Consider the following 24,755-nt stretch of genomic DNA (forward strand, 5'->3'; position numbering starts at 1 on the left):
GAGGCCCTGCCCGCGGCCACCGCGCAGCGCGTGCGCCGCGCCGGTTCCGCCCGCCTGTACAACCTCTACGGCCCGACCGAGGCCGCGGTCTCGATCACCGCCCACACGGTCGACGACACCGATACGGTGACCGTTCCGATCGGTCGTCCGGAGGCCAACAGCAGGGTGTACGTGCTGGATTCGCGGCTGCTGCCGGTGCCGGTGGGCGTGCCCGGTGAGCTGTATCTGGACGGTGCGCAGCTGGCGCGCGGCTACGACGGACGCGCCGATCTGACCGCGGAACGGTTCGTGGCCGACCCGTTCGAATCCGGAGCCCGCATGTATCGCACCGGCGACGTGGTGGCCTGGAACGCGGCCGGCGAACTCGAATATCGGGGCCGCACCGATTTCCAGGTGAAGGTGCGAGGCTTCCGCATCGAACTCGGGGAAATCGAGGCGGCGCTGCTCGCGCTGCCGGCGCTCGCGCAGGCCGCCGTGCTGGCGGTATCGGATCGGCGCACCGCCGATCGACTGGTCGCCTACCTCGTCCCGTCCGCCGGTGATGTCGATATCGCCGAGGTGAAAACGGCTCTGGCCCGGACACTTCCGTCCTACATGGTGCCCGAGGCGTTCGTCGTCCTCGAGGCGCTGCCGCTGACGGTGAACGGCAAACTGGACCGGGCCGCGCTGCCCCGCCCCGTCTTCGAGGCGACGGCCTACCGCGCTCCCGCCGGCCCGGTGGAACAGACGATCGCCGATATCTACGCCGACGTGCTGGGGGCGCCCCGGGTCGGCGCCGACGACGACTTCTTCGCCCTCGGTGGCAACTCGCTGCTGGCCACCCAGGTATCCGCCCGCCTCGGCGCGGCCCTGGACGCCCGGATTCCGGTGCGGCTGCTGTTCGAGGCCTCGACGGTGGCCGCGCTCGCGGTGCGCGTTGACGGCCACATCGGCTCCGGTGGTCGCACGGCGCTGACCGCCGGACCGCGGCCCGAGGCGCTGCCGTTGTCGCTGGCACAGCAGCGGATGTGGTTCCTCAACCAGTTCGAACCCGAATCCGCGGCCTACAACGTCCCCGCCGCCGTGCGGCTGCGCGGTGAGCTGCGGGTCGACGCGTTGCAGCAGGCGGTGCTCGACGTCCTGGGCCGGCACGAGGTGTTGCGCACCGTCTATCCGCAGACGGCCCACGGTGTCGTGCAGCACATCCTGCCCGCCGCGCAGGCGGGCGCAGACCTCACCCCGCGGCCGGTCGGCGCCGAGGAGGTCGCGGCGTGCATCGTCGAACTGGCCTCGGCCGGCTTCGACGTGAGCACCGAGGTGCCGATTCGCATTGCGCTGCTGCGCCTTTCGGCAGACGAGCACGTGCTGGTGTTCGTGGTGCATCATATCGCCGCCGACGGCTGGTCCATGCGGCCACTGACCCGCGATGTCATGCTCGCCTACGCCGCCCGCAGCGCCGGCCAGGCTCCGCACTGGACGCCGCTACCGGTGCAGTACGCGGATTACGCGCTGTGGCAGCGGCAGGTGCTGGGCTCGGAAGACGATGCGCGGAGCCTGATCTCGACGCAGGCGCGCTACTGGCGCGAGGCCCTGGCCGGCCTGCCGGACGAGGTGAATCTGCCCGCCGATCGCCCGCGTCCGGCGGTGCAGTCCGCACGCGGCGGACGGGTGGTGTTCCCCATCTCGGAGCAGCTGCGCGCGGATCTGGCCGAGCTGGGCCGCGCCCACAATGCGACGTTGTTCATGGTGGTCCATGCCGCGTGGGCGCTGTTCGTGGCACGCATGGCCGGCACCGACGACGTCGCGGTCGGCACCCCGATCGCGGGCCGCGGCGAGGCCGAACTCGACGATGTGGTCGGCATGTTCGTCAACACCCTGGTGCTGCGCACCCGGGTACCGGGCGAGGCGACCTTCACCGAACTGCTCCGCAGCGCACGCGATACCGATGTGCAGGCATTCGGACACGCCGATCTGCCCTTCGAGCGACTGGTCGAGCTGGTGAATCCGGAGCGCTCCACGGCCCGCCATCCGCTGTTCCAGGTGATGCTGACCTTCCAGAACCTGCCGCAGCGCGATTTCGAACTGCCCGGACTGCGGGTCGAGGCCGTCGATTTCGATTTCGACGCCGAACAATTCGATCTGTCGCTGACCGTGCAGGAGACCGGAGAGGGACTGCTCGCCGACCTGTCGTACGCGCGTGATCTGTTCGACCACACCACGGTCGAATCGTTCGCCCGTCGCTTCACCGGACTGCTCGCGGCCGTGGCCGCCACCCCGGAGCGGCCCGTCGGCAGCCTGCCGCTGCTGTCGGCGCCCGAATACGAGCAGTTCACCCGGATGGACGGCGGCCCGGTGCTCGCGGACGGCCTGCTGCCGGAGATCTTCACGCGCGGCCTGCGGCACGGCGCCGATCGGATCGCGGTGCGCATCGACGGGCGATCGGTGACCTACGGAGAGCTGGATCGGCAGTCCTCGCAGCTGGCCCGGATGCTCATCGGCGCGGGAGTCGGGCCGGAGCGGGCGGTGGCGATCGCGCTGCCGCGCTCCTACGAGATGATCGCCGCGGTCTGGGCGGTCGCGAAGGCGGGCGGCGCGTACGTGCCGGTCGATCCGAGCTACCCGCCGGATCGAGTGCGGCATATGGTGGTCGACTCCGCTGCTGTAATCGGCATCACCACAAGGGAATTCGCTGCCGACCTGCCCGCGGCCACCACCTGGCTGGCGCTGGACGACGAGACCACCGCCGCGGCCTGTGCGGGCCGTTCCCAGGATCCGATCACCGATGCCGATCGGATCCGTCCGCTGCGCCCGGACAATGCCGCCTACACCATCTACACCTCGGGTTCGACCGGCCTGCCCAAGGGCGTCACGGTCACGCACCGGCGGGTCGCCAATCTCGCCGCCCATGCCACCCGGCTGTGCCGGGTGGAGCCGCGGCACCGTTTCCTGCACGTCTGCTCGCCGAGTTTCGATCAGTCGCTGGAGGAGTGGCTGCTGACCTTCGGCAGCGGAGCCACCCTGGTCATCGCGCCGCCGTCGGTGCTGGGCGGACAGGAACTCGCCGAGCTGCTGCGCGCCGAGCGGGTCACCCACACCATGATCACCCCGGCCATGCTGGCCACCGTCGATCCGTCCGGACTGCCGGACCTCGAGGTCGTCGGCGCCGGCGGCGACGCGACCACGCCGGAACTGCTGGCCAAGTGGCAGCCCGGCCGCCGCTTCGTCAACAGCTACGGCCCGACCGAGGCCACCATCTCCTCGGCCTACGCGGTCCTGGTCGCGGGCGTGCCGATCACCATCGGCACCCCGGTGCCGGGCACGACGACACTCGTCCTCGACGCGCGGATGCAGCCGGTGCCGCCCGGTGTCGCGGGTGAGCTGTACGTGGTGGGCGAGGCCCTGGCCCGCGGGTACCACGCCCGGGCGGGGCTGAGCGCCGAACGTTTCGTCGCCTGCCCGTGGGGGACGCCGGGCACCCGGATGTATCGCACCGGCGACCTGGTCCGCTGGATCGTCGGCGGCGAGGGCGAGTGGGAGCTGGAATATCTGGGCCGCACCGATTTCCAGGTCAAGGTGCGCGGCTTCCGCATCGAACTCGGCGAGATCGACGCGGTGCTCACCGGCCACGACGATATCGATTTCGCGGTCACCCTGGGCCGCGAGACTCCGGCCGGCGCCACCGCGCTGGTGTCGTATGTGCATGCGGTGCAGGGACGTTCGGTCGATCCGCAGCAGCTGACCGCCTATGCCGCGCGCAGTCTGCCGTCGCATATGGTGCCGGCCGCGGTCGTCGTCCTCGACCGCGTGCCGCTCACCCCGGTGGGCAAATTGGATCGGAAGGCGCTGCCGGAGCCGCAGTTCCGGGCGCGGCCCTACCGCGAACCGGCCACACCGCACCAGCGACTGGTCGCCGCGGTCCTGGCCGAGGCGCTCGGGGTGCCACGGGTCGGCGCCGATGACGACTTCTTCGAACTCGGCGGCAACTCGCTCATCGCCACCCAGGTGGTCGCTCGCCTGGGCGCCCGGACCGCGACCCGGATCCCCGTGCGTACGGTGTTCGAGGCGCCGACGGTGCGTGCCCTGGCCGAACGGCTCGCCGCCCATGCCGGTACGACGAGGGTCGAGCTCACCGCACGGCCTCGGCCGCAACGGATCCCGTTGTCACCGGCACAACAGCGGATGTGGTTGCTCAACCGCATGGACCCGGCCTCCGCGGCCTACAACGTGCCGTTCGCGGTGCGCCTGACCGGTGCGGTGGACGCCGCCGCACTCGGGGCCGCCTTCGCCGATGTGGTCGAACGGCACGAGGTGTTGCGGACCGTCTATCCGCAGGGCGACGACGGACCGTTCCAGCAGATCCTGTCCGGCGCCGACGCCGAGTTCACGGTCGGTTCGGTGACCGCCGCCGAGGTGGAAGCCGAAGTCGCGCACATGCTTTCGCGCCCCTTCGATGTCACCGCCGACATTCCGGTGCGAGCCGCGCTGCTGCGGGTGACGGATACGTCCGAGCACATCGTGGTGCTGTCGATGCACCACATCTGCGCCGACGGCGCCTCGGCCGCGCCGCTGGTCCGGGATCTGCTGACCGCCTACGCCGCGCGCACGGCCGGTGCGGCGCCGCAGTGGTCCCCGCTGCCGGTGCAGTACGCCGACTACGCACTGTGGCAGCGCGAGCTGCTCGGCGCGGAGGACGATCCGCGATCCCTGGTCGCGGGTCAGCTCGCGCACTGGCGCACTGCCCTCGCGGACCTGCCCGAACAGCTGGCGCTGCCGGCGGATCGGCCGCGCCCGAAGGTGCAGTCGCTGCGCGGCCGGGCGCTGACGTTCGAGATCGGCGCCGAGCGGCACGGGGCCCTGCACCGGCTGGCCCGCACTCGCCAGGCCTCGCTGTTCATGGTGGTCCGTGCCGCGCTGTCGGTCCTGCTGGCCCGGCTCGCCGCCACCGACGACGTCGCGGTCGGCGCGCCGATCGCCGGCCGAGGCGAGGCGGAACTCGACGACCTGGTCGGCATGTTCGTCAACACGCTGGTGCTGCGCGCCCGGGTCGCGCCGCAGGCATCCTTCGCCGAGCTGCTCGACCAGGTTCGCGAGACGGATCTGGCGGCGTTCGCCAACAGCGATGTGCCGTTCGAACGGCTGGTGGAACTGCTCGACCCGGTTCGGTCGACGGCGCGGCATCCGCTGTTCCAGGTGGGCCTGTCGTTCCAGAACCTGAATCGGGCCGAGGTGCGGTTGCCCGGCGTGACGGTGAGCGAAGTCGATGTCGACACGCGCACATCGCAATTCGATCTGCACTGGTATCTGACGGACACCTACGATGAGCAGGGCGCCCCGGCGGGCATCTCGGCCGCCGTCACCTACGCCACCGACCTGTTCGACGCGGCCACGGTGCAGCGGTTCGTGCAGCGGTTCCTGCGGGTGATCGACCGGGTCGCCGCCGACGCCGAAGTCGCGATCGGCGATATCGACCTGCTGGACGACGCCGAACGCACCCGCATGCTGGTCGACTACAACGACACAGCCCGGGATCTGCCGCCGGTCTTCGGCAGCGACCATCCGCACACGCTGACCGCCCGGTTCGCGGCCGCGGTGGCCGTGCATCCCGAGGCGGTGGCGCTCGCCGAGGATCGCGCGGGAACCGCTGTAGCACAACGGGTTCTGACCTATGCGGAATTCGATGCGCGGAGCAACCGGCTGGCCCGGTATCTGATCGGCCGGGGGATCGGCCCGGAGCAGCGGGTGGCGGTGGCACTGCCGCGCTCGGTCGAACTGCTGGTCGCCGTCTACGCGGTGATCAAGGCCGGCGCCGCCTATGTGCCGATCGACCCGGATCAGCCGGACGAGCGGATTCGTCACATCCTCGACACCGCGGCACCGAAATGTGTGCTGGGATTGCATGATTCGACTATCGACGGCGCGATCGCCCTGGATCGGCTGGACCTCGCGGACTACAGCGACGCCGCGGTGACCGATGCGGACCGGGTGTGTCCGTTGCGGCCGGACGGCATCGCCTACGTGATCTTCACCTCCGGGTCGACCGGGCGCCCGAAGGGAGTGGCGGTGAGCCACCGGGCGATCGTGAACCGGTTGGTGTGGATGCAGTCGGAATACCGGCTCCAGACCGACGACGTGGTGTTGCAGAAGACGCCCGTCACCTTCGACGTGTCGGTGTGGGAGTTGTTCTGGCCGTTGCAGATCGGTGCCCGGCTGGTGCTGGCCGCACCCCAGGGGCATCGCGATCCGGAATATCTGGCCCGCCTGGTGGCGGCCGAATCGGTGACCACGGCGCACTTCGTGCCGTCGATGCTCGCGGCGTTCGTCGCGGGATCGGGGGCCGGTGCGGGTACCTCGCTGCGGCGGGTCTTCGCCTCCGGCGAGGCGCTGCCGCCGGCGGTCGCGCAGCGGTTGCGGACCCTGACCGGCGCCCGGTTGCACAACCTCTACGGGCCCACCGAGGCCGCGGTGGACGTGACCTTCCACGAGGTCACCGATGCCGATACCGCCACGGTGCCGATCGGCCGCCCGGTCTTCAATACCCGTGTCTACGTGCTGGATTCGCGATTGCGTCCGGTGCCGGCGGGTGTCACCGGCGAGCTGTACCTGGCCGGGACCCAGCTGGCGCGCGGATATCTCGCACGTCCCGATCTGACCGCGGACCGGTTCGTGGCCGACCCCTTCGTGGGCGGGTCAGGGGGCATGGGCGCAGCGGGCGGGTCAGGGGGCATGGGCGCAGCGGGCGGGTCGGGGGGCATGGGCGCAGCGGGCGGGCAACGCATGTACCGCACCGGCGATCTGGTGATGTGGAATGCCGACGGCGAGCTGGAGTACCGCGGCCGCTCGGACTTCCAGGTGAAGCTGCGCGGGCTGCGGATCGAGCCCGGGGAGATCGAGGCGGCGCTGGTCGCGCAGCCCGAGGTCGCCCAGGCCGTCGCACTGGTCCGCGGCGACGACGGCATGGACCAGCAGTTGGTGGCCTATGTGGTCGCCGAGGCCGGGCACACCGTCGACACCGATCGGTTGCGTGCCGGACTCGCGCGGCATCTGCCCGCGTACATGGTTCCGGCGGTCGTGCTCGTGCTCGACGAACTTCCGGTGAACGCGTCCGGCAAACTCGAACGCCGTGCCCTCCCGGCGCCGCCGCGCGCAGTGCGCGAATTCCGCGCTCCGCGGACCGCGGCCGAGACGCTGGTCTGTGAGACCTTCGCGCAGGTGCTGGGTGTGCAGCGATTCGGCTTGGAGGACAACTTCTTCGAACTCGGCGGCACGTCGCTCTCGGCGACCACGCTCGCCGCGCGGCTGACTGCCGCACTCGGGCAACAGGTTCCGGTGCTGACGCTGTTCACCGCGCCGACGCCTGCGGCCGTGCTGGCCGAACTGGACCGGGCCGCAGGCGATATCGATACCGCAGTCGCCTTCGACGTGCTGCTTCCGTTGCGGCGCAGCGGTATCGGCGAGCCGCTGTTCTGTGTGCATCCCGTCGGTGGTGTCGCCTGGTCGTTCGCCGGCCTGGCCGCCTCGGTGGAGCGGCCGCTCTACGGTCTGCAATCGCCGGCGCTGAGCGGGGAGGACCTGCCCGGCACCGTCGAGCAGTGGGCGCGGCGCTATGTCGATGCGATCCGCTCGGTGCAGCCGGACGGTCCGTATCACCTGCTGGGCTGGTCGCTCGGCGGCGTGCTCGCCCATGCCGTCGCGGTGCAGTTGCAGGACGAGGGTGAGCGGGTCGAACTGCTGGCCGTGATGGACAGCCGGCTCGGCGAGCCCGATGCCGACGAGTCCGAGCCGGTCGCGCTGCCGGAACTACTGGGCGGGTTGCTGGGGGAGCGGATCGAGGACTTCGGCGACGCCCTGCCGGAGGATCGTGCCGCGCTCCTCGACATGCTGCCCGAACCGTTCGCGTCGCTGGGCCGGGATCGGATCACCGCCGTCCTCGAGGCGGCGCTGGAATCGGTCGATCTGGCCGCCGCCTATCGACCGCGGATCTACCGAGGTGATCTGACGTACTTCGTCGCCGTCCACGACGCCTCGAGCGAGCCGGCCGCCGAGCGGTGGATATCGGCGGTGAGCGGCACGGTGCGGCGCCACCGCCTGCCCACCACCCACTGGCGTATGACGTCCGCGGAACCGTTGCGACGCATCGGCGCGGTGCTGAGCGAACACCTGAACAACGGCGAAACAGACTGATCCGCATCGCTTTTCGCCTCATCAGCCCGGAATCGACCAGGTTCCGTGCGGCCCTCGGGCGCCGGTCCGGCGTTCGCGGTTCGCGACCGTGAAAGAAAGAAGAAAGAAGAAAGAAAGTATGACAGGTACTGACTACACCGCGATCCTCACCCAGATCCTGAGCTTCCTCAGCTCCGGTTCCAGCCTCGCCTACACCCCGAAGTAAACCGCCCCGGAAAGGATTTTCGACTGATGGATACCGGAAGCTCCGGCCTCGGCAGCATCTTCACCGCCCTCGCGAACCTGCTCTCCACCGGATCGGCGGTGTCGGTAAAGCCGGGCGCTTGATCGCGGTGCGGGCTCGCGCACCGCGGGCCCGCACCACCCCCGGTGCGGCGGCGTCATCGCCGCATCCGGAAACAGTTCCGCACGAAAGGTATTCGAATGAGCAACCCATTCGACGATGACGACGCCGAGTTCTACGTCCTGATCAACGATGAAGGCGAGCACTCGTTGTGGCCGGTGTTCGCGGCCGTCCCGAGCGGATGGACGATCGCTCACGGCCCTTGTCTGCGTCAGCTCTGCCTCGACTATGTCGAATCGCATTGGACCGATATGCGCCCGAAGTCGCTGATCGAGGCCATGCGCCTACAAGCCAACTGAATGCGTCGCGCCGCGGCGTGCCATCCGAACCCCCCTGCACCGGCACGTCGCGGCGTTCACGTCTGCCTCGCATCGGCTCGGACCGCCTGCTAATATAAGTTCCAACTTATAAAAGGAGGTATGTCATGCCCTTGCTCTCCGATCCCGCCGCCCTCGCCGGTCTCGTCACCCGCGAGGTCCGCACCGGCTCTCGCGACGGCGCGACCACCAGGATCGCCGTCGCACGCCGCAGCTATCCCACCGATCAGGCCGATCTGTGGGACGCGCTGACCAACGCCGAACGCATTCCGCGCTGGTTCCTGCCGATCAGCGGATCGCTGGAGGTCGGCGGCCGCTATCAGCTCGAGGGCAACGCCAACGGCGTGGTCGAACGCTGTGACGCGCCGAAGCATTTCGCCGTCACCTGGGAGATGGGCCCGCAGATCTCCTGGCTGGAGGTCACCCTCGGCCCTGCCGGCGACGGTACCGAACTGAAGCTCGAGCACGAGGCGCCGATCGATCCGGCCATGTGGACGCAGTTCGGGCCCGGTGCGGTCGGGGTGGGCTGGGACCTCGCTCTGCTGGGCCTGGGGATGCATGTGGACAGCGGTGAGCCGGTGGATCCGACCGTGGCGCTCACGCTGCACACCACCGCGGAAGGCCGTACATTCATCCGCACCGCCGCCACGGCGTGGGGTGAGGCCGCGATCGCCGACGGCGACGACCCCACCGCGGCCCGGACCGCCGCCGAACAGACCTTCGCCTTCTACACCACCGAACCAGAGGACACCCCGGAAGCTCGATGACCGTCCCACCCGCCCGCATCTTCGATGCGCTGGGCGACCCCGTGCGCCGTCACATTCTCGAACTGCTGGCCGCCGGCGAGCACTCCGCCGGCGCGCTGGTCGAGGCGGTCCGCACCACCACGACGATCTCCCAGCCCGCGGTGTCGCAGCACCTGAAGATATTGCGCGACACCGGATTGGTCACCGTCCGCGCCGAGGGCACCCGCCGGTACTACCGCCTCGACGCGGACGGCGTGGAGATCGCCAGAACCTGGCTGACCACCTTGCTCGACCCGCTGCATCGGCTGGCGAATCCCCTCGACGCCCTCGCCACCGAGATCGCCCGCGGCAAACGCGAGCGGCGCGCGGGAGACGCCGTCGCTCCGCGGGAGGCGCACGAAAGCGGTTACGCCGCAGGATGATTCACAACAGTCCGCTGTTCTTGGCCAGCTGCCCGCGAATCCGTTCGCGCAGCCGCGTGGCGGCGGCCCGGTGTTTGGCCGCGGTGACCCCGTCGCCGCACGCGGTCGCCAGTTCGGCCAGGAGCTCGTCCACCGGATCCAGTGGGGTGAAACCGGTTTCGAGGCCGGCGACGGTCCCGGCGGCGGGCAGGAGCCGGCGATAGAGTTCGGCGCAGTCGGCGGTAGAGCCGAGGGCGATCGCCGCACGGGCGCGGTGGGCCCGCATCATGACCGGATAGAAATGCTCGTCGACCTCGGGGCCGTGGTGGAAGAGGGCGGCGGCTTCGGCACGCTCGCCGGCGTCGAGGAGCGCGACGATGTAGATCTGGGTGAGCATGCCGGGGAGGGCGGCCTCGATTTCGGCGAGGCAGTCCACGGCGGGCGACAGATCGCGGCGCGCCCAGCCGAGGGGCAGCAGCGCGATCAGGGCCGCCTCATCACCCTCGGGGAAGCCGGAATCCTTTCCCGCCGAGCTACATTCGTCGAAATAGTGCGCCGCCCGGCCGATATCGCCGCGCAGGATCTCGGTGGCCGCGCGGAAGTATCCGAGAATGGTCGCCAACGGCCGCACCTGTGCCGTGCCCGCGAACTCCAGGGCGAGCGCCGCCTGGCGTTCCGCCTCGGCCAGGTCGACGTTCTGGCAGGCGGTGCGGAGGCGCAGATAGTGCGCGAGAGCGCGATATTGGGGCAGATCGGCCGACGTGGCGAGACGCTCCAGCTCGGCGGCCCGATGTCCCAGGTCGTCGCCCGAATGGCCGTCGAGCACCAGGTGGGTCAGCGCGTTCAGCGCCAGGCACTGCAATTCGGGGTCGCCGGTGCTGCGGGCCAGTTTGAGTGCCGCGTGGGCACGGGTGTGGGCGAGCCGGTGCGCGGCCGGGCTCGATTCGAAGACGGCGGTGGTGAGCAGGCGAACCTGGGTGGCCACCGGCTGGTCGCGGGCGGAGGCCACGGCGAGTGCTCGCCGCAGCCGCGGATTCGACCATCTCCAGTCCCGCATCGCCCACACCACCGGGGCGCGCCAACTGGTCAGCGCGCGCACCACCAAATCCCCGTCGCCCAATTCGGTGGCCAGCCGCAGCGCCTGGTCCCGGGCGTCGCGGGCCGCGGCGATGCGCCCTGCGTACGCGGAGGCGGTGACCAGTTCGCAGTAGGCGTCCACGCAGGCGACCCGATCCGCGGGCGAGGCATCGGGATCCTCGTGCCCGGCCAGCCGCCGCAGTTCGATCACCGTGCGCCACAGCGGCGCCGCGTCCGCGCGCATACCGCGCTCGACACAGTGCCTCGCCGCCGCCGTGATGTAGTCGACCGCGGAGTCGGCGGTGCTCGCGGTGGCCGCCCGCACCGCGTGATGGGCCAGCACCTCGACCGCACGGACGTCGTCGGGCCGGCAGCCGCCCAGCAGGGTCAGCACCCCCTGATGCATCCGCGTCCGTCGCAGCTGCGGAATCCCGGCGTAGACCGTGTCGCGGATCAGCGCGTGCGCGAACATGATTCGCCCTGCGGGATCGATGATCACCAGCCGCGCCAATTCGGCGGTGCCGACGAGTCCGATGATCTCGTCCTCGGTCCGTTCGGTCAGCGCCACCAGCGTCGCCGGTTCCACCCGCTCCCCGCAGACGGCGGCGTACTCGAGCACCTCGCGGACCGCATCCGGCATCCGCGCCAGTTGCAGTTCGATCACCCCCCGCACACTCGGCGGCAGATCGTGGACATCGCCACCGACGGCCATCGCGGCGGTGAGCTCACGCAGGAACAGCGGATTACCGCCGGTGCGCTCGTGCAACAGCGCGAGCAGATCGGTATCCAGACCGGAGAGTCCGGCGGCCCGTGCGATGGCACACGTCCCGTCCAGATCGACACCGGTGAGCTCGATATGCGCGGCGGTCGGATCGGCGAGAGCGGCCACGGCGGCCCGCACCGACGGCGGCGCCTCCACCTCACGCAGTGTGGCGATGATCAGCAGCGGCTGGTCGTGCAGCCAGGCCACGGCCTGGCGCAGGATCTGCAGGGTGGCCTCGTCGGCGCGGTGCAGGTCCTCGAGCACCAGGGCGACCGGGCCGTCGGCGACGGCCTTGCGGCAGCGGTCGGCGATCACCCGGGAGATCTCGAACGCCCCACCGAGAACCGGCCGCGAGGTCAGATCGGCGCCGAACCTCGCGGCGACCTCGGCCCAGACCCACGCTTGCGGCGCCCCGTCCACCTCCGGGCAGCGGCCGGGCGCGACCACCCAGTCGCGGCGGCGTAGCTCGGTGGCGACCGCCTCGGCCAGCGCCGATTTGCCGAATCCCGCGCCGCCGCAGATCCACACCACCCGGGCGCCGTGTTCGATCGCCTCGCACGCCGCCTCCAGAACGACCTTGCGCTGCACCGGGTATCCGAGTGCGGTCGCGCTGTCGGCCCGCTCGTTCGGCTCGGGCGATCGCTCGATGTCGCGCACGAGGTCGGCGCGCACCGCGATGGGCGCGGTCGGCAGGGTGGACTCGAGCACCGGCACCGCCTGGTTGAGGATCGCGGTCTCCAATTCCTGGATGCGACGCCCCGGATCCAGTCCCATTTCCCGGGTGAGGAATTCCGCCGTGCGCCGCAGCGTCGCCAGCGCTTCGGTCTGCTGTCCCAGCCGGTATTGCGCGAGGGCGAGCAGTCGCACGCTCTCCTCGCGGTCGGGCCGGTCCTCGACGGTGCGCCGCAAGCCGCTGATCACCTCGGTGGTGCGGCCGAGTTCCAGCGCGGCCTGTGCGCGTAATTCACCGGCGGTCAGATACAGATCGGTCAGCCGCGCCGCCTCGGCCGCCGCCCAGCCGCAGTCGGCGAAACTCTCCAGCGCGCGTCCGTTCCAGCAGGCCAGCGCGATATCCAGCATGCGGGTGCGGGTGGCCGCCTCGGGGGCACGGGCGCCGCTGCTCACCTGCAGATATTCGTGCAGGAGCGATTCGAACTGCCAGGCGTCGACTTCGTTGTCGCGCAACCGCAGCGCGTAGCCGAGCCCCTCCGACACCACCACCGTCGCCGGCGCGCGGGCGGGACGTTCGGGTTCGAACACCCGCCGCAGGTTGTGGATGTGCACCTGCAGCACCGACGTCGCCTTGGGTGGGGGTTCCCCGTCCCACAACTCGTCGACCAGCCGATCGGTCGACACGGCGCGGCCCTGCGCGATCACCAAGCGCGCCAGCAGGGCTCGGGTGAGCCGGCCCGCGAGGCGGATCGGTGTTCCGTCGAGTGCGATGTGCATGGGCCCGAGGACATGGATGCGCCGATCAGCCATGCCATGCCCCCTGCAACCGTGACATCCCGGACACCTTCCCCATGGCCCGTCCCGTTCAGCAGCCGACGGACGGCCATTACGCTGGACATCTGATTTAAATTAGAATCTTTACTATAAATTTTCTGCGCTGTCTGTCGTTAGCTTCATGGTTGCCAAATCGTTATATCCATTCCGTGTAGTACTTCCGGTGCCCGTGTGTTGTGCATCACGTTCTGCCTGTTCCAGGTTGCGCCACACGTGGTTCGATCCTGAGTGGCGAGGTGAGCGGCTTGTAATGCAATTGTGACTTTTTCGGCGAAACGCTGTTTCGCGGTCGGATGACCATCCTCGGCTCGTATATTTCATCGCAACTTCGGAATTGCTCTCGATATCGGTCAATTGCTTGCCGCCCGATTCGACCGGAAGTGAACCAGAAGTGGGATGGACGAGGCTGACGTTCACAAACCTGATGGATGGGGAGGTTTCGAATGGTTCGAACGTCACAGAACGCGGTAACGGAATTCGGTGGCGCAGGGCAGGAGAAATCATGAGTCAGAACAGGATCCGTCCCCGGCCCACCGTGCCGGACATCGTGGCCCTCTTTCACGACGACGATCAGGCGGGAGAACTGTTCATGCGGACCGACGAGGTGATCGCGGTGCCGGCGGGCCAATTCGTGGCCATGGCCCGCGCCGTCGCGCAACTGGCCGATCACGCCCTGGTCGGCGGCGGAATTCATGCGGACCGCCCGGACGAGGGGACGCTCGGCGCCTTCGCGCACGCGGGCGAGAATTCCGTCACGGAACCGGAACCGGTCACCCGTGGGCTCTATGTCGACGCCGACGGTGACGTCTGGGAGCACGACGAGCTCGGCTGGCGGTTACTGCTGCAGGCCGGTGTGGTCGTCGACCCGGTTTCACATTGGGACTGGATCCTCGGACATGTCGGGGAATTCGGCCCGTTCACTTTCGTCGCCGCGAGCTGAGGAATTCACCGCCGCGTTTTTATCGTCAGACTGACGATTACAATGCCCGTCATGGGCAGTGGTTTTCGCCTCAATGCAGCGGTCGCGGTCGATTTGGTGGTTCTGACCCTGGGCGCCCGCCACACTGCCAACGACACGCTGTGCGCGCTGCTGGTCCAGCGCCTCTACGCACCCTATCGCGGAAGATGGGCGCTGCCGGGAGGGTTCGTCCGCCCCGAGGAAAGCCTCTCCGCGGCCGCGGTGCGGGAGTTGCGCGAGGAGACCGGAATTCGCGGCGACCGCATGCATCTGGAGCAGCTGGCGACCTACGGTGAACCCGGCCGTGATCCGCGCGGCCGGGTCATCAGTACCGCCTATCTGGCGCTGGCGCCGAATCTGCCCGCGCCGCAAGCGGGTTCGCAGGCCACGGCGGCCGGCATCTGGTCGGTGGAGCAACTGCTCGCCGAGCGCGGCCGCATCGCCTTCGACCATCGCCGCATTCTCACCGACGGTGTCGAGCGGGCCCGCGCCAAACTGGAATACACACCGCTGGCCACCGCCTTCTGCGCCCGCGAATTCACGGTGGCCGAACTGCGCCGGGTCTACGAGGTGATGTGGGGCACCGATATCGATCCGCGCAATTTCCATCGCAAGGTCACCACCACACCGGGTTTCGTCCTGGCCACCGGCGCCACCACCACCCGCGACGGCGGTCGTCCGGCCAAGCTCTATCGCGCCGGGCCCGCGCAGGTTCTGCACCCGCCGATGTTGCGGCCCAGCTGATTCCCCGTCGTTGCCCCCGCGTGCCCGCGCGGTGGTACACCAGGAGTATGACGGAGGTCACAACCGCAACCCCGAGCGCGCCGACGGTCGCCGGGCGCTCGGCGGAGTTCTGGGGATATTTGATGTGGGGGCTCGCGGGCATCGTCATCGCGGTCCCGGAGTTGGCCGCGGTTTTCGATCTGGCCGACTGGCCGACGATTTCGGCGACGATCGGCCACCTCGAGGACGGGCATTCGTGGGTGCGGCTCGTGGTCGTCTTCGTGATCGTGGTGCTGGCCTACTACTCGCTACCGCAGCTGGCGATGCCGCCGGAGCAACCGGCCACGGTCGCGGGCCGGCAGACCACGGCCAACGGCCGGCTCACCCCCGACCCCGATGCCGTGCGCACCGAGGGGATGGGTGGCTATCTGGTGCTGGCCTGCGCGGCGCTGGCCGCCGCGGTCGCCTTCGCCGGGGGAGCCCGCGCGGTCGATCCGGGGACCTTCACCGGCGCCTATGTGCTCTACGGAACCATCGCGGTGATGTGGGTGATCCTGCCGAGCGTGCTGTCGATGTTCTTCGCGCGGGAAGTGCCGTTTCCCACCTTGTTTCGCACGATCGGCTATCTCGAGCATCGCGCGGGGTTCGTCGCCGCGCTGCTGCTCGGACTGCTGGCGATCCTGCTCATCCACCTCGCGCTCTACCCGTGGCCGCGCGTGACCGGCTGACGGGTCACTCGCGGCGCGGCGACCCGAACAGCACGACCTCCATCAGGGCCATGACGCGCTCGGGCGGGCAGAGGTTCTCGTCGTCGCCGAAGACCCGGCCCAGATCCACCACGAGCCCGAATCCGGCCTGCACCAGAATGCGCGCCTGCGCCTCGGACAGTTCCGGCCGCACCGCGACCAGCAGTTTCACCCATTCGGCCACGATCAGCCGCTGAATATTGCGCAGCACCGTGCGTTCCTCGGGCGGAACGTGGCTGAACTCGGCGTAATAGACGAAGGTCAATTCGCGTTCTTCGAACGACCCGGTGACATACAGGTCGATCAGCTTCGACAGTGCCTCGGCGGGAGATTTCGACGAGGCCGTGGCCGGGCCGATCGCGCCCGACACCCGATCCGCCGCCCGCCGGAACGCGGCCGCGAGCAGATCGCTCTTGCTGCGGTAATACCGGTAGACGGCCGAGGCCGCGGACAGATCCGCGGCCGTGGCGATATCCTCCACGCTCACATTGGGATAGCCGCGCTGATGAAACAGCTCCACCGATTTCTTCAGCAGCAGTTCGTGTTTGAACGACTGCGGTATCTCCACCGACCGCGGTGTGGCCACCGCCGGCGCGGCGTCCGGTAGCTCCGCGCCGATGATCGCCCATGCGGCCGAATTGAGCACGGCGGTAAGCGATTTCACCGGAAGCGTGGCGTGGTGGTCGCCGATGCTGCTGACGATGCTGAGCAGCGCCACCGCGCGCACCAGCCGGTCGCGCCGGGGCAGTTCCGGGCGCAATTCACCGAGCAGGTCGGCGAGGGCGCGGATCGAGGTGGTGAACTGCTCGTCCAGCGTCGCGCGATCGGTGTCGTCGAGATAGCGGCCCTCCCACCGCGCCAGCGTCACGGTCGGGCGATTGGCGATGGTCGCGGCGATCATGGCGTCGAGCACGCCGGCCAGCCGCTGCCGCGCCGGAAGGTCCGCGGCCTCCGGATCCACCGTGGTCGATTCCACCGTCAGCGCGCCGAGACGCAGCAGTTCCTCCCGGAACAGCGCGTACTTGCTGGGATAGTGCCGGTACAGGGCCGCCGAGGAAATGCCGAGGCGGGAGGCGATGTCCTCCATGCTGACCCCGTGATAGCCCAGCGAGCCGAACGCCGCCGCCGAGGTCGCGGCGATCTGGGCACGCCGATTCTTCGGGCGACGGCGAATCACCCGCTCCTGTGGCTTTGTTGCCGGCTGTTCTGCGGGGCTCGCGGTGCCGCGCTCTACGCTCACGGTTCCGGCCTGTCTGTGGTGCGGCGGCACTCCTCGGCACTCATGAATGCCATGGTAGTCACCGGATGATTTCCGGCTGCCCGGTGTTACCGCCGGTTCCGGGAGACCTGCGGGGGATCGCCGCGGTGGCGAAGGCCGAGCCCGGGCCGGGTCTCGACAATTGTGTCCTATCGCCGCCGGCACCCGGGCCACCGGGGTGTCCCGGTGCGAATGAAAAGCATTCTGTCGCAAGCAAATACCGACCGGATTCATCTTTTCTCGGATACCACCCAGCTTGGGCGAACGACCAGATCGCTTGCTCGTATCGAAATAGCATCGTTTCGACTCTCGTCACTGGCAGCGGGTGCCCGCCGCGCCGTACGCTGCGCTGGCACTCGGCACCGATCCGGCATCCCCGCCGGTCGGGAATTCATCCGACACCGCGGTAGCGAAGGGACTCTCGATGCGCACGCTGGACCTGGAACGGATCATCCGGGCACCCCGCGCCGACGTCTTCGACTGGATCACCGACGCCACCAACTACCAGCGCGTTCCGGCGATCCGGCGGGTCACTCCGGTCCGTCCGGGCAATGTCTCCGAACACGGGGTCGGGGCGGTGCGGCTGCTGGTGACGCCGCTGCTGCGGCTGACCGAGGAGGTCGTCGACTACGACCCGCCGCGACTGTTTCGTTATCGCATATTGAAATCGCTTCCGCCGCTGCGTCGTCAGGACGGAACCGTGACCTTCGACGACCATCCGTCCGGCACCCGGGTGCGCTGGCACTCCCAATTCGAGGTCGCCACACCACTTTTCGCCGCCGCCTGGACCCTCGCGCTGATCCCCGCCGTCTATCTGGGCGTCAGCGCGGTCCTCTCGACCGCCGAGGCCGAACTCCGTCGCGACTAGGCCGCGCCGGCTCGGGCCGCGGCTCTCAGCTCAGCGCGGCCCAGGCCATCTCGCGCAGAATGGGCCGGGCCCGTCCGGCCAGCGTGGGGGAGGCGCTGTGCGGCGTGGAGTTGATCAGGCCGAAGGTGGCGTGCGCCTTGACCCGCGCGGCGGTCTCGTCCAGTTCCGGGTGCAGGCCGCGCAGCACCCCGACCCAGATCTCCACGTACTGCCGCTGCAGGCGGCGCACCTGCCGCCGCGCGGATTCGGGCAGGCTTTCCAGGTCCCGATCCTGAATACGGATGAGTTCGGGCTCGCCGAGGGCGAAGTCGAGATGAAACTCGATCAATCCGGCCAGTGCCGTGCGCGGGGATTCGGCCTGTTCGGCGACGGCCTTGCCGCCCTCGAACAACCGGGTGCTGATTCCGACCAGCAATTCGACCAGGACGGCTTCCTTGTTGGGGAAGTGCCGGTAGACCGCCGGCCCGCTGATACCGGCCGCCGCGCCGAGGTCGTCGAGCCGCACCCCGGGGAAGCCGCGGTCGGCGATGAGCCGCGCCCCGGCCTCCAGTAATTGTTGCCGCCGCTGCGCCTTGAGCTGCTCCCGGCGCGTGGGAGCGAGGGCCTCACTGCTGCTCATCGGGCTCCTCTCCGCAGGTCGGCGGCGGTCGGCAGGTCCGGTTTCCGGCACGCCTGGACATTTCAGTTAACGAAGATTATCTTAGTTTCCAGTTATTGGCCACTAACCGAATGGGCAGGATGGCGTGATGACCCTGACGCAGGACGTGCAGGCCGGCAATCGTGCCGCACATCTGGCGCTGCTCGACGAGCTGCGCGCGAAGCTGGCGGCGAGTGCGCTCGGCGGACCCGAGCGGGCCCGCGAGCGCCATCTGGCGCGCGGCAAACTGCTGCCGCGCCAGCGGGTGGACCGGCTGCTGGATCCCGGCAGTCCGTTCCTGGAACTGTCGCCGCTGGCGGCCGACGGCATGTACGGCGACGACTGCCCGGGCGCGGGGGTGATCGGCGGTATCGGACGAGTGTCCGGCCGGGAATGCGTGATCGTCGCCAACGACGCGACGGTCAAGGGCGGCACCTATTACCCGATGACGGTCAAGAAACATCTGCGCGCCCAGGAGGTGGCGCTGCAGAACCATCTGCCGTGCATCTACCTCGTGGACTCCGGCGGCGCGCATCTGCCGCATCAGGACGAGGTCTTCCCCGACCGCGAACATTTCGGCCGGATCTTCTACAACCAGGCGACCATGAGCGCCAAGGGAATCCCGCAGATCGCCGCGGTCCTGGGTTCCTGCACGGCGGGCGGCGCCTATGTTCCCGCGATGAGCGACGAGGCGGTGATCGTGCGCAATCAGGGCACGATCTTCCTCGGTGGGCCGCCGCTGGTGAAGGCGGCCACCGGTGAGGTGGTCACCGCGGAGGAACTCGGCGGCGGCGAATTACATTCGCGCACCTCGGGTGTCACCGACCATCTGGCCGACAGCGACGAGGACGCGCTGCGCATCGTGCGCCGCATCGTCGGCACCTTCGCGCCGAAGTCGCCGAGTCCGTGGGAGATCACCGCGCCGGTCGACGCGATCGCCCCGCAGTCGGAGCTCTACGACGTGGTTCCGGTGGACCTGCGCACGCCCTACGACGTGCACGAGGTGATCGAGCGGATCGTCGACGGCGGTGAATTCCAGGAATTCAAGGCCGAGTACGGCCGCACCCTGGTCACCGGCTTCGCGCGCATCCACGGCCATCCGGTCGGCATCGTCGCCAACAACGGTGTGCTGTTCGGTGAATCCGCCCAGAAGGGAGCGCATTTCATCGAATTGTGCGACAAGCGGGTCATTCCGCTGGTGTTCCTGCAGAACATCACCGGTTTCATGGTCGGGCGCGACTACGAGGCGAGCGGTATCGCCAAACACGGCGCGAAGATGGTGACCGCGGTCGCGTGCGCGCGGGTGCCGAAGCTGACGGTCGTGATCGGCGGTTCGTACGGCGCCGGCAACTATTCGATGTGCGGGCGGGCGTATTCGCCGCGCTTCCTGTGGATGTGGCCGAACGCCCGCATCTCGGTGATGGGCGGTGAGCAGGCCGCCTCGGTGCTGGCCACCGTTCGCGGCGATCAGCTCGGTGATTCCTGGAGCGCCGAACAGGAGGAGCAGTTCAAGGCGCCGATCCGGGAACAGTACGAGCACCAGGGCAATCCGTACTACTCCACCGCCCGGCTGTGGGACGACGGGGTCATCGATCCCGCCGATACCAGAACCGTGCTCGGCCTGGCGCTGTCGGTCTGTGCGCAGGCGCCTCTCGAACCTGTCTCCTACGGCGTATTCCGGATGTGATCACCATGCTGAACAAATCTCACCCGGTGCCCTTCGACACCGTGCTCGTCGCCAACCGCGGCGAGATCGCCGTGCGTGTGATCCGCACGTTGCGCGCCATGGGTATTCGCTCGGTGGCGGTCTACAGCGACGCCGATGTCGCCGCCCGGCACGTGGCCGAGGCCGATGTCGCGGTGCGGCTGGGTCCGGCCCCGGCGCGGCAGAGCTATCTCGATATCGATCGGGTGGTCGACGCGGCCGTGCGCTCCGGTGCGCAAGCCGTCCATCCGGGTTACGGCTTCCTGTCGGAGAATTCGGCGTTCGCCGCCGCGCTGGAGAAGGCCGGCATCGTCTTCCTCGGTCCGCCCGTGCGGGCGATCGAGATCATGGGTGACAAGATCGCGGCCAAGACCGCGGTCGCCGACTTCGGGGTGCCGGTCGTGCCCGGAATCGCCCGGCCCGGTCTCACCGACGACGAATTGGTCTCGGCCGCAACCGAAATCGGCTATCCGGTGCTGGTCAAGCCGTCGGCGGGCGGCGGCGGCAAGGGGATGCGCCGGGTCGACGATCCCGCCGATCTGCCCGCGGCGCTGGTGAGCGCGCGCCGGGAGGCCGCCGCGGCGTTCGGCGACGACACGTTGTTCCTGGAGCGGTTCGTCGCCACACCGCGGCATATCGAGGTGCAGATCCTCGCCGACCAATTCGGCAACGTGCTGCATCTGGGCGAGCGGGAATGCAGCCTGCAGCGCCGACATCAGAAGGTCGTCGAGGAGGCGCCCTCGCCGTTGCTGGACCCGCAGACGCGGGCCCGGATCGGCGCCGCCGCCTGCAACACCGCTCGCAGCGTCGACTACGTGGGCGCGGGCACCGTCGAATTCATCGTCTCCGCCGACCGGCCGGACGAGTTCTTCTTCATGGAGATGAACACCCGGCTGCAGGTCGAACATCCGGTGACCGAACTGGTGACCGGGGTCGATCTGGTGGAATGCCAGGTCCGCGTGGCGGCCGGGCAGAAGATCGTCGCCGAACAGGACGATATCCAGCTCACCGGTCACGCCGTCGAGGCTCGCGTCTACGCCGAGGATCCCGGCCGCGACTTCCTGCCCACCGGCGGAACCGTGCTGGCGCTGGCCGAGCCGCAGGGGCCGGGCGTGCGGGTGGATTCCGGGCTGCGCACCGGCAGTGTGATCGGCAGCGACTACGACCCGATGCTGTCGAAGGTGATCGCGCACGGCCCCGATCGCGCGACCGCGATCGCCCGGCTCGACCAGGCACTGGCCGACACCCAGGTGCTCGGCGTGCGGACCAACACCGACTTCCTGCGCTTCCTGCTGGCCGACCCCGATGTGCTGCGCGGTGATCTCGACACCGGGCTGCTGGACCGGCGCGCCGGGGACTTCCGCCCCGCACCGGTCACCGACGACCAGTTCGTCGCGGCGGCGGTGGCGCGGTGGCTGCGGGCGTGGCCGGATGCGCCGCGCGGTCCGTGGGACATCCCGAACGGCTGGCGCGTCGGCACCGCCGCGCCCACGGTGTTGCGGCTCGAGGGCGGCGACCGCGTCGTGCACGTGGCGATCACGGGCACCCCGGCCGACGCGTGGGTGGCGGTCGACGCCGGGCAGCCGCGCTCGCTGACCGCCGCGCGCGACGACGCGGTGCTGACGATCGACCTCGACGGTATCCGGCTGCGCTACCGGGTCGCCGAACACGGCGGCCCGATCTGGGTGGCCGGCGCCGACGGCGTCGCGGCGGTGCGCGAGGTGGCCGAACCGAGTTTGCGCGGTGGCGACGAACAGCTCACCGATGCCGAAATACTCAGCCCCATGCCGGGTTCGGTGATCGCGGTGCACGTGGCCCCGGGCGCCGAGGTGGCCGCCGGCACCCCGGTGGTGGTGGTCGAGGCGATGAAGATGGAACACACCCTGACCGCGCCGGTCGCCGGAAAGGTGGAGCTGCTGGTCGCGACGGGCGACCAGGTGCAGGTCGAACAGGTCCTGGCGCGGATCGCCGCCGAGCCCGTCGTGGACACCGAGGTATCGGACACCGAGGAATCGGACAGCGAGGAATCGGACAGCGAGCAGGCGGACACCGAGCAGAAAGAGGCACAGGCATGAGCGATTTCCTGTCGACCGGCACGCTGCCGGAGGAGTACCGAGAGCTGGCGCTGACCGTTCGCGATTTCGCGAATCAGGTCGTCGCGCCGGTGGCGGCGAAACACGATGCGGCCCATACCTTCCCGTACGAGGTCGTATCCGGCATGGCGGATATGGGTCTGTTCGGCCTGCCGTTCCCGGAGGAGTACGGCGGTATGGGCGGCGACTACTTCGCGCTGTGCCTGGCGCTCGAGGAACTCGGCAAGATCGACCAGAGCGTGGCGATCACGCTCGAGGCCGGGGTGTCGCTGGGCGCCATGCCGATCTACCGGTTCGGCAACGAGGCGCAGAAGCAGGAGTGGTTGCCGCAGTTGACCTCCGGACGCGCCCTCGCGGGTTTCGGTCTCACCGAACCCGGTGCGGGCAGCGATGCCGGCGGCACCCGGACCACCGCCGTCCGCGACGGCGACGACTGGATCATCAACGGCAGCAAGCAGTTCATCACCAATTCGGGCACCGATATCACCCGGCTGGTGACCGTGACCGCGGTGACCGGTGAGTCGGAGGGCAAGAAGGAGATCTCCACCATCCTGGTGCCGACCGACACCCCCGGCTTCGTCGCCGAACCGGCCTACAACAAGGTCGGCTGGCATGCCTCGGACACCCATCCGCTGAGCTTCACCGACGTCCGGGTGCCGCAGTCGAATCTGCTCGGTGAACTCGGCCGCGGCTACGCCAACTTCCTGCGGATCCTGGACGAGGGCCGGATCGCGATCGCGGCGCTGTCGGTCGGCGCGGCACAGGGCTGTGTCGACGAGAGCGTGCGCTACGCCGGTGAGCGGGAGGCGTTCGGCCGCGCCATCGGCCGCAACCAGGCGGTGGCGTTCAAGATCGCCCGGATGGAGGCGCGGGCGCACGCCGCGCGCACCGCCTACTACGATGCGGCGGCCCTGATGCTGGCGGGCAAGCCGTTCAAGAAGCAGGCCGCGATCGCGAAGCTGGTCGCCAGCGAGGCCGCGATGGACAACGCTCGCGATGCCACCCAGATTTTCGGCGGCTACGGCTTCATGAACGAATATGCTGTGGCCCGGCACTATCGCGATTCCAAGATTCTGGAAATCGGCGAGGGCACGACCGAGGTGCAGTTGATGCTGATCGGACGGGAGCTGGGACTGTGAGCGAGCCGATGGAGCCGGTGCGCCGGGTGGTGCAGCGCGGGCTGTGGTTCGAGGAGCTGGAAATCGGTGTGCTGTACGAACATCGGCCCGGGCGCACCATCACCGAGGCGGACAACGTCGCGTTCACCACGCAGACGATGAATACCCAGGCGCTGCATCTGGACGCGGCCTTCGCCGACGGTCTGCCCCCGTTCAATCAGCGACTCGTCAATTCGATGCTCACGCTGTCGACGCTGGTCGGCCTGTCGGTGGCGCAGCTGACGCAAGGCACCATCGTGGGCAATCTGGGCTTCTCGGAGGTCGCCTTCCCGAAGCCGATGTTCCACGGCGACACCCTGTACGCCGAAACCCTGGTGACCGCCAAGCGCGAGTCGAAAAGCCGTCCGGGCGAAGGGATCGCGACCTTCGCGCACACCGGGCGCAACCAGCACGGCGACGTGGTGGCCACCGCGGTCCGCAAAACCCTGATGCGGATGCGCCCGGACGGCGAGTAGGAGAGCGGATGAACTGGGAACTCCCGGGCCCGGCCTGGCTGTTCTGCCCCGCCGACCGGGGCGAACGCTACGAGAAGGCCGCCGCCGCGGCCGACGTCGTGATCATCGATCTGGAGGACGGCGTCGCGGCCGGGGACAAGGAGGCCGCGCGCGAGGTGCTGATGGCCACGCCGCTCGATCCGGAGCGGACGGTGGTCCGGGTCAACGCGGCCGGTACGCACGATTTCGACGCGGACCTGACCGCGCTGGCCTCGACCTCCTACCGTCGCGTCATGTTGCCGAAATGCGAATCAGCACAACAGCTCTCACTGCTGTCGGACTACGAGGTGCTCGCGCTGTTCGAATCGCCGCTCGGCGCGCTGCGCACCGAAGAGGTCATGGCCGCGCCGAATGCGATCGCCTCGATGGCCGGGGCGGAGGATCTGGTCGCCGGACTCGGCGGCAATTCCAGCCGCCGCGCCGACGGCGGTTATCGCGATGTGGCCCGGCAGCTGCGCTCGACCGCGTTGCTGGCGGCGAAGGCGTACGGCAAGATCGCGCTCGACTCGGTGTACCTCGATATCGCCGACCTCGACGGGTTGCGCGCGGAATCCGACGAGGCGGTGGCGGTGGGCTACGACGTCAAGGTCGCCATCCATCCCAAGCAGCTCGCGGTGATCCGGGCCGCCTACGCGCCGGCGGACGAGGAAGTGGACTGGGCCCGCCGGGTGCTGGCGGAGGTGCCCAACAATCGCGGTGTGTTCAGTTTCGAGGGACGCATGGTGGACGGCCCGGTGATCCGGCACGCCGAGCGCATTCTGCAGCGTGCCGGGGCCCGGTAG

General features: G+C 69.3%; 16 protein-coding genes. 13 read left to right on the forward strand and 3 right to left on the reverse strand.

The window, feature by feature from the left end:
* The 4 genes from NE2_RS30800 to NE2_RS30815 form a co-directional block, all read left to right on the forward strand.
* On the forward strand, nt 1-8,160 hold an 8,160-nt coding region (locus NE2_RS30800), incomplete at its 5' end, for a non-ribosomal peptide synthetase (protein ID WP_063031798.1).
* 423 nt (nt 8,161-8,583) lie between these two features.
* Entirely contained in the window at nt 8,584-8,802 is a 219-nt protein-coding gene (locus NE2_RS30805; RefSeq protein WP_063031800.1) for an MbtH family protein, read from the forward strand.
* Nucleotides 8,803-8,927: 125 nt separating this feature from the next.
* Entirely contained in the window at nt 8,928-9,587 is a 660-nt protein-coding gene (locus NE2_RS30810) for an SRPBCC family protein (RefSeq protein ID WP_063031802.1), read from the forward strand.
* Nucleotides 9,584-9,988, forward strand: a complete 405-nt coding sequence (locus tag NE2_RS30815; protein WP_063031804.1) for an ArsR/SmtB family transcription factor — start codon at nt 9,584-9,586, stop codon at nt 9,986-9,988. The genes NE2_RS30810 and NE2_RS30815 overlap by 4 nt, the downstream gene beginning before the upstream one ends.
* A 1-nt stretch (nt 9,989) precedes the next feature.
* On the opposite strand, the gene NE2_RS30820 is transcribed toward NE2_RS30815, so the two are convergent.
* Nucleotides 9,990-13,289: an ATP-binding protein gene (locus NE2_RS30820; protein ID WP_084494447.1), complete on the reverse strand. Its 3,300-nt coding sequence runs from the start codon at nt 13,287-13,289 to the stop codon at nt 9,990-9,992.
* A 526-nt stretch (nt 13,290-13,815) separates the two neighbouring features.
* Here NE2_RS30820 and NE2_RS30825 point away from each other — a divergent pair.
* The 3 genes from NE2_RS30825 to NE2_RS30835 are packed head-to-tail and all read left to right on the forward strand — an operon-like array spanning nt 13,816 to nt 15,722.
* Entirely contained in the window at nt 13,816-14,253 is a 438-nt protein-coding gene (locus NE2_RS30825; RefSeq protein ID WP_030517140.1) for a hypothetical protein, read from the forward strand.
* 51 nt (nt 14,254-14,304) lie between these two features.
* On the forward strand, nt 14,305-15,015 hold the full coding sequence (locus NE2_RS30830) for an NUDIX hydrolase (protein ID WP_036505725.1): 711 nt from the start codon (nt 14,305-14,307) through the stop codon (nt 15,013-15,015).
* Between the two features lie 47 nt (nt 15,016-15,062).
* The gene (locus tag NE2_RS30835) at nt 15,063-15,722 is read left to right on the forward strand and encodes a hypothetical protein (protein WP_063031808.1); all 660 of its coding nucleotides are present in this window, start codon (nt 15,063-15,065) and stop codon (nt 15,720-15,722) included.
* Between the two features lie 4 nt (nt 15,723-15,726).
* Here NE2_RS30835 and NE2_RS30840 read toward each other — a convergent pair whose 3' ends face one another.
* Entirely contained in the window at nt 15,727-16,980 is a 1,254-nt protein-coding gene (locus tag NE2_RS30840; RefSeq protein WP_063031828.1) for a TetR/AcrR family transcriptional regulator, read from the reverse strand.
* A gap of 442 nt (nt 16,981-17,422) precedes the next feature.
* Here NE2_RS30840 and NE2_RS30845 point away from each other — a divergent pair, with 442 nt between their 5' ends.
* Entirely contained in the window at nt 17,423-17,866 is a 444-nt protein-coding gene (locus NE2_RS30845) for an SRPBCC family protein (RefSeq protein WP_030517144.1), read from the forward strand.
* A 25-nt stretch (nt 17,867-17,891) separates the two neighbouring features.
* Here the strand turns inward: NE2_RS30845 and NE2_RS30850 are convergent, their stop codons facing one another.
* Entirely contained in the window at nt 17,892-18,485 is a 594-nt protein-coding gene (locus NE2_RS30850) for an SACE_7040 family transcriptional regulator (protein ID WP_063031810.1), read from the reverse strand.
* A gap of 127 nt (nt 18,486-18,612) precedes the next feature.
* Between NE2_RS30850 and NE2_RS30855 the strand changes: the two genes are divergently transcribed.
* The 5 genes from NE2_RS30855 to NE2_RS30875 are packed head-to-tail and all read left to right on the forward strand — an operon-like array spanning nt 18,613 to nt 24,755.
* Complete coding sequence (locus NE2_RS30855) at nt 18,613-20,190, forward strand: carboxyl transferase domain-containing protein (RefSeq protein WP_030517146.1); 1,578 nt, start codon at nt 18,613-18,615, stop codon at nt 20,188-20,190.
* Nucleotides 20,191-20,195: 5 nt separating this feature from the next.
* Nucleotides 20,196-22,283: an acetyl-CoA carboxylase biotin carboxylase subunit gene (locus tag NE2_RS30860; RefSeq protein ID WP_063031830.1), complete on the forward strand. Its 2,088-nt coding sequence runs from the start codon at nt 20,196-20,198 to the stop codon at nt 22,281-22,283.
* On the forward strand, nt 22,280-23,440 hold the full coding sequence (locus NE2_RS30865) for an acyl-CoA dehydrogenase family protein (protein ID WP_063031811.1): 1,161 nt from the start codon (nt 22,280-22,282) through the stop codon (nt 23,438-23,440). Before NE2_RS30860 ends, NE2_RS30865 begins: the two co-directional genes overlap by 4 nt.
* Nucleotides 23,441-23,448: 8 nt before the next feature.
* Nucleotides 23,449-23,934 carry a MaoC family dehydratase gene (locus NE2_RS30870; protein WP_063031832.1) on the forward strand — a complete coding sequence of 162 codons (486 nt, stop codon included), beginning with the start codon at nt 23,449-23,451 and terminating at the stop codon, nt 23,932-23,934.
* Between the two features lie 8 nt (nt 23,935-23,942).
* On the forward strand, nt 23,943-24,755 hold the full coding sequence (locus NE2_RS30875) for an HpcH/HpaI aldolase/citrate lyase family protein (RefSeq protein WP_063031813.1): 813 nt from the start codon (nt 23,943-23,945) through the stop codon (nt 24,753-24,755).

Origin of the sequence: Nocardia elegans NBRC 108235 (assembly GCF_001612845.1) — a bacterium.
GTDB lineage: Bacteria > Actinomycetota > Actinomycetes > Mycobacteriales > Mycobacteriaceae > Nocardia > Nocardia nova.

Coding starts and splice junctions, on each gene's coding strand:
- NE2_RS30845 (WP_030517144.1), top strand. CDS start 17,423: ATGCGCACGCTGGACCTGGAACGGATCATCCGGGCACCCCGCGCCGAC.
- NE2_RS30865 (WP_063031811.1), top strand. CDS start 22,280: ATGAGCGATTTCCTGTCGACCGGCACGCTGCCGGAGGAGTACCGAGAG.
- NE2_RS30875 (WP_063031813.1), top strand. CDS start 23,943: ATGAACTGGGAACTCCCGGGCCCGGCCTGGCTGTTCTGCCCCGCCGAC.
- NE2_RS30810 (WP_063031802.1), top strand. CDS start 8,928: ATGCCCTTGCTCTCCGATCCCGCCGCCCTCGCCGGTCTCGTCACCCGC.
- NE2_RS30860 (WP_063031830.1), top strand. CDS start 20,196: ATGCTGAACAAATCTCACCCGGTGCCCTTCGACACCGTGCTCGTCGCC.
- NE2_RS30835 (WP_063031808.1), top strand. CDS start 15,063: ATGACGGAGGTCACAACCGCAACCCCGAGCGCGCCGACGGTCGCCGGG.
- NE2_RS30850 (WP_063031810.1), bottom strand. CDS start 18,485: ATGAGCAGCAGTGAGGCCCTCGCTCCCACGCGCCGGGAGCAGCTCAAG.
- NE2_RS30830 (WP_036505725.1), top strand. CDS start 14,305: ATGGGCAGTGGTTTTCGCCTCAATGCAGCGGTCGCGGTCGATTTGGTG.
- NE2_RS30855 (WP_030517146.1), top strand. CDS start 18,613: ATGACCCTGACGCAGGACGTGCAGGCCGGCAATCGTGCCGCACATCTG.
- NE2_RS30825 (WP_030517140.1), top strand. CDS start 13,816: ATGAGTCAGAACAGGATCCGTCCCCGGCCCACCGTGCCGGACATCGTG.
- NE2_RS30870 (WP_063031832.1), top strand. CDS start 23,449: ATGGAGCCGGTGCGCCGGGTGGTGCAGCGCGGGCTGTGGTTCGAGGAG.
- NE2_RS30815 (WP_063031804.1), top strand. CDS start 9,584: ATGACCGTCCCACCCGCCCGCATCTTCGATGCGCTGGGCGACCCCGTG.
- NE2_RS30805 (WP_063031800.1), top strand. CDS start 8,584: ATGAGCAACCCATTCGACGATGACGACGCCGAGTTCTACGTCCTGATC.
- NE2_RS30820 (WP_084494447.1), bottom strand. CDS start 13,289: ATGGCTGATCGGCGCATCCATGTCCTCGGGCCCATGCACATCGCACTC.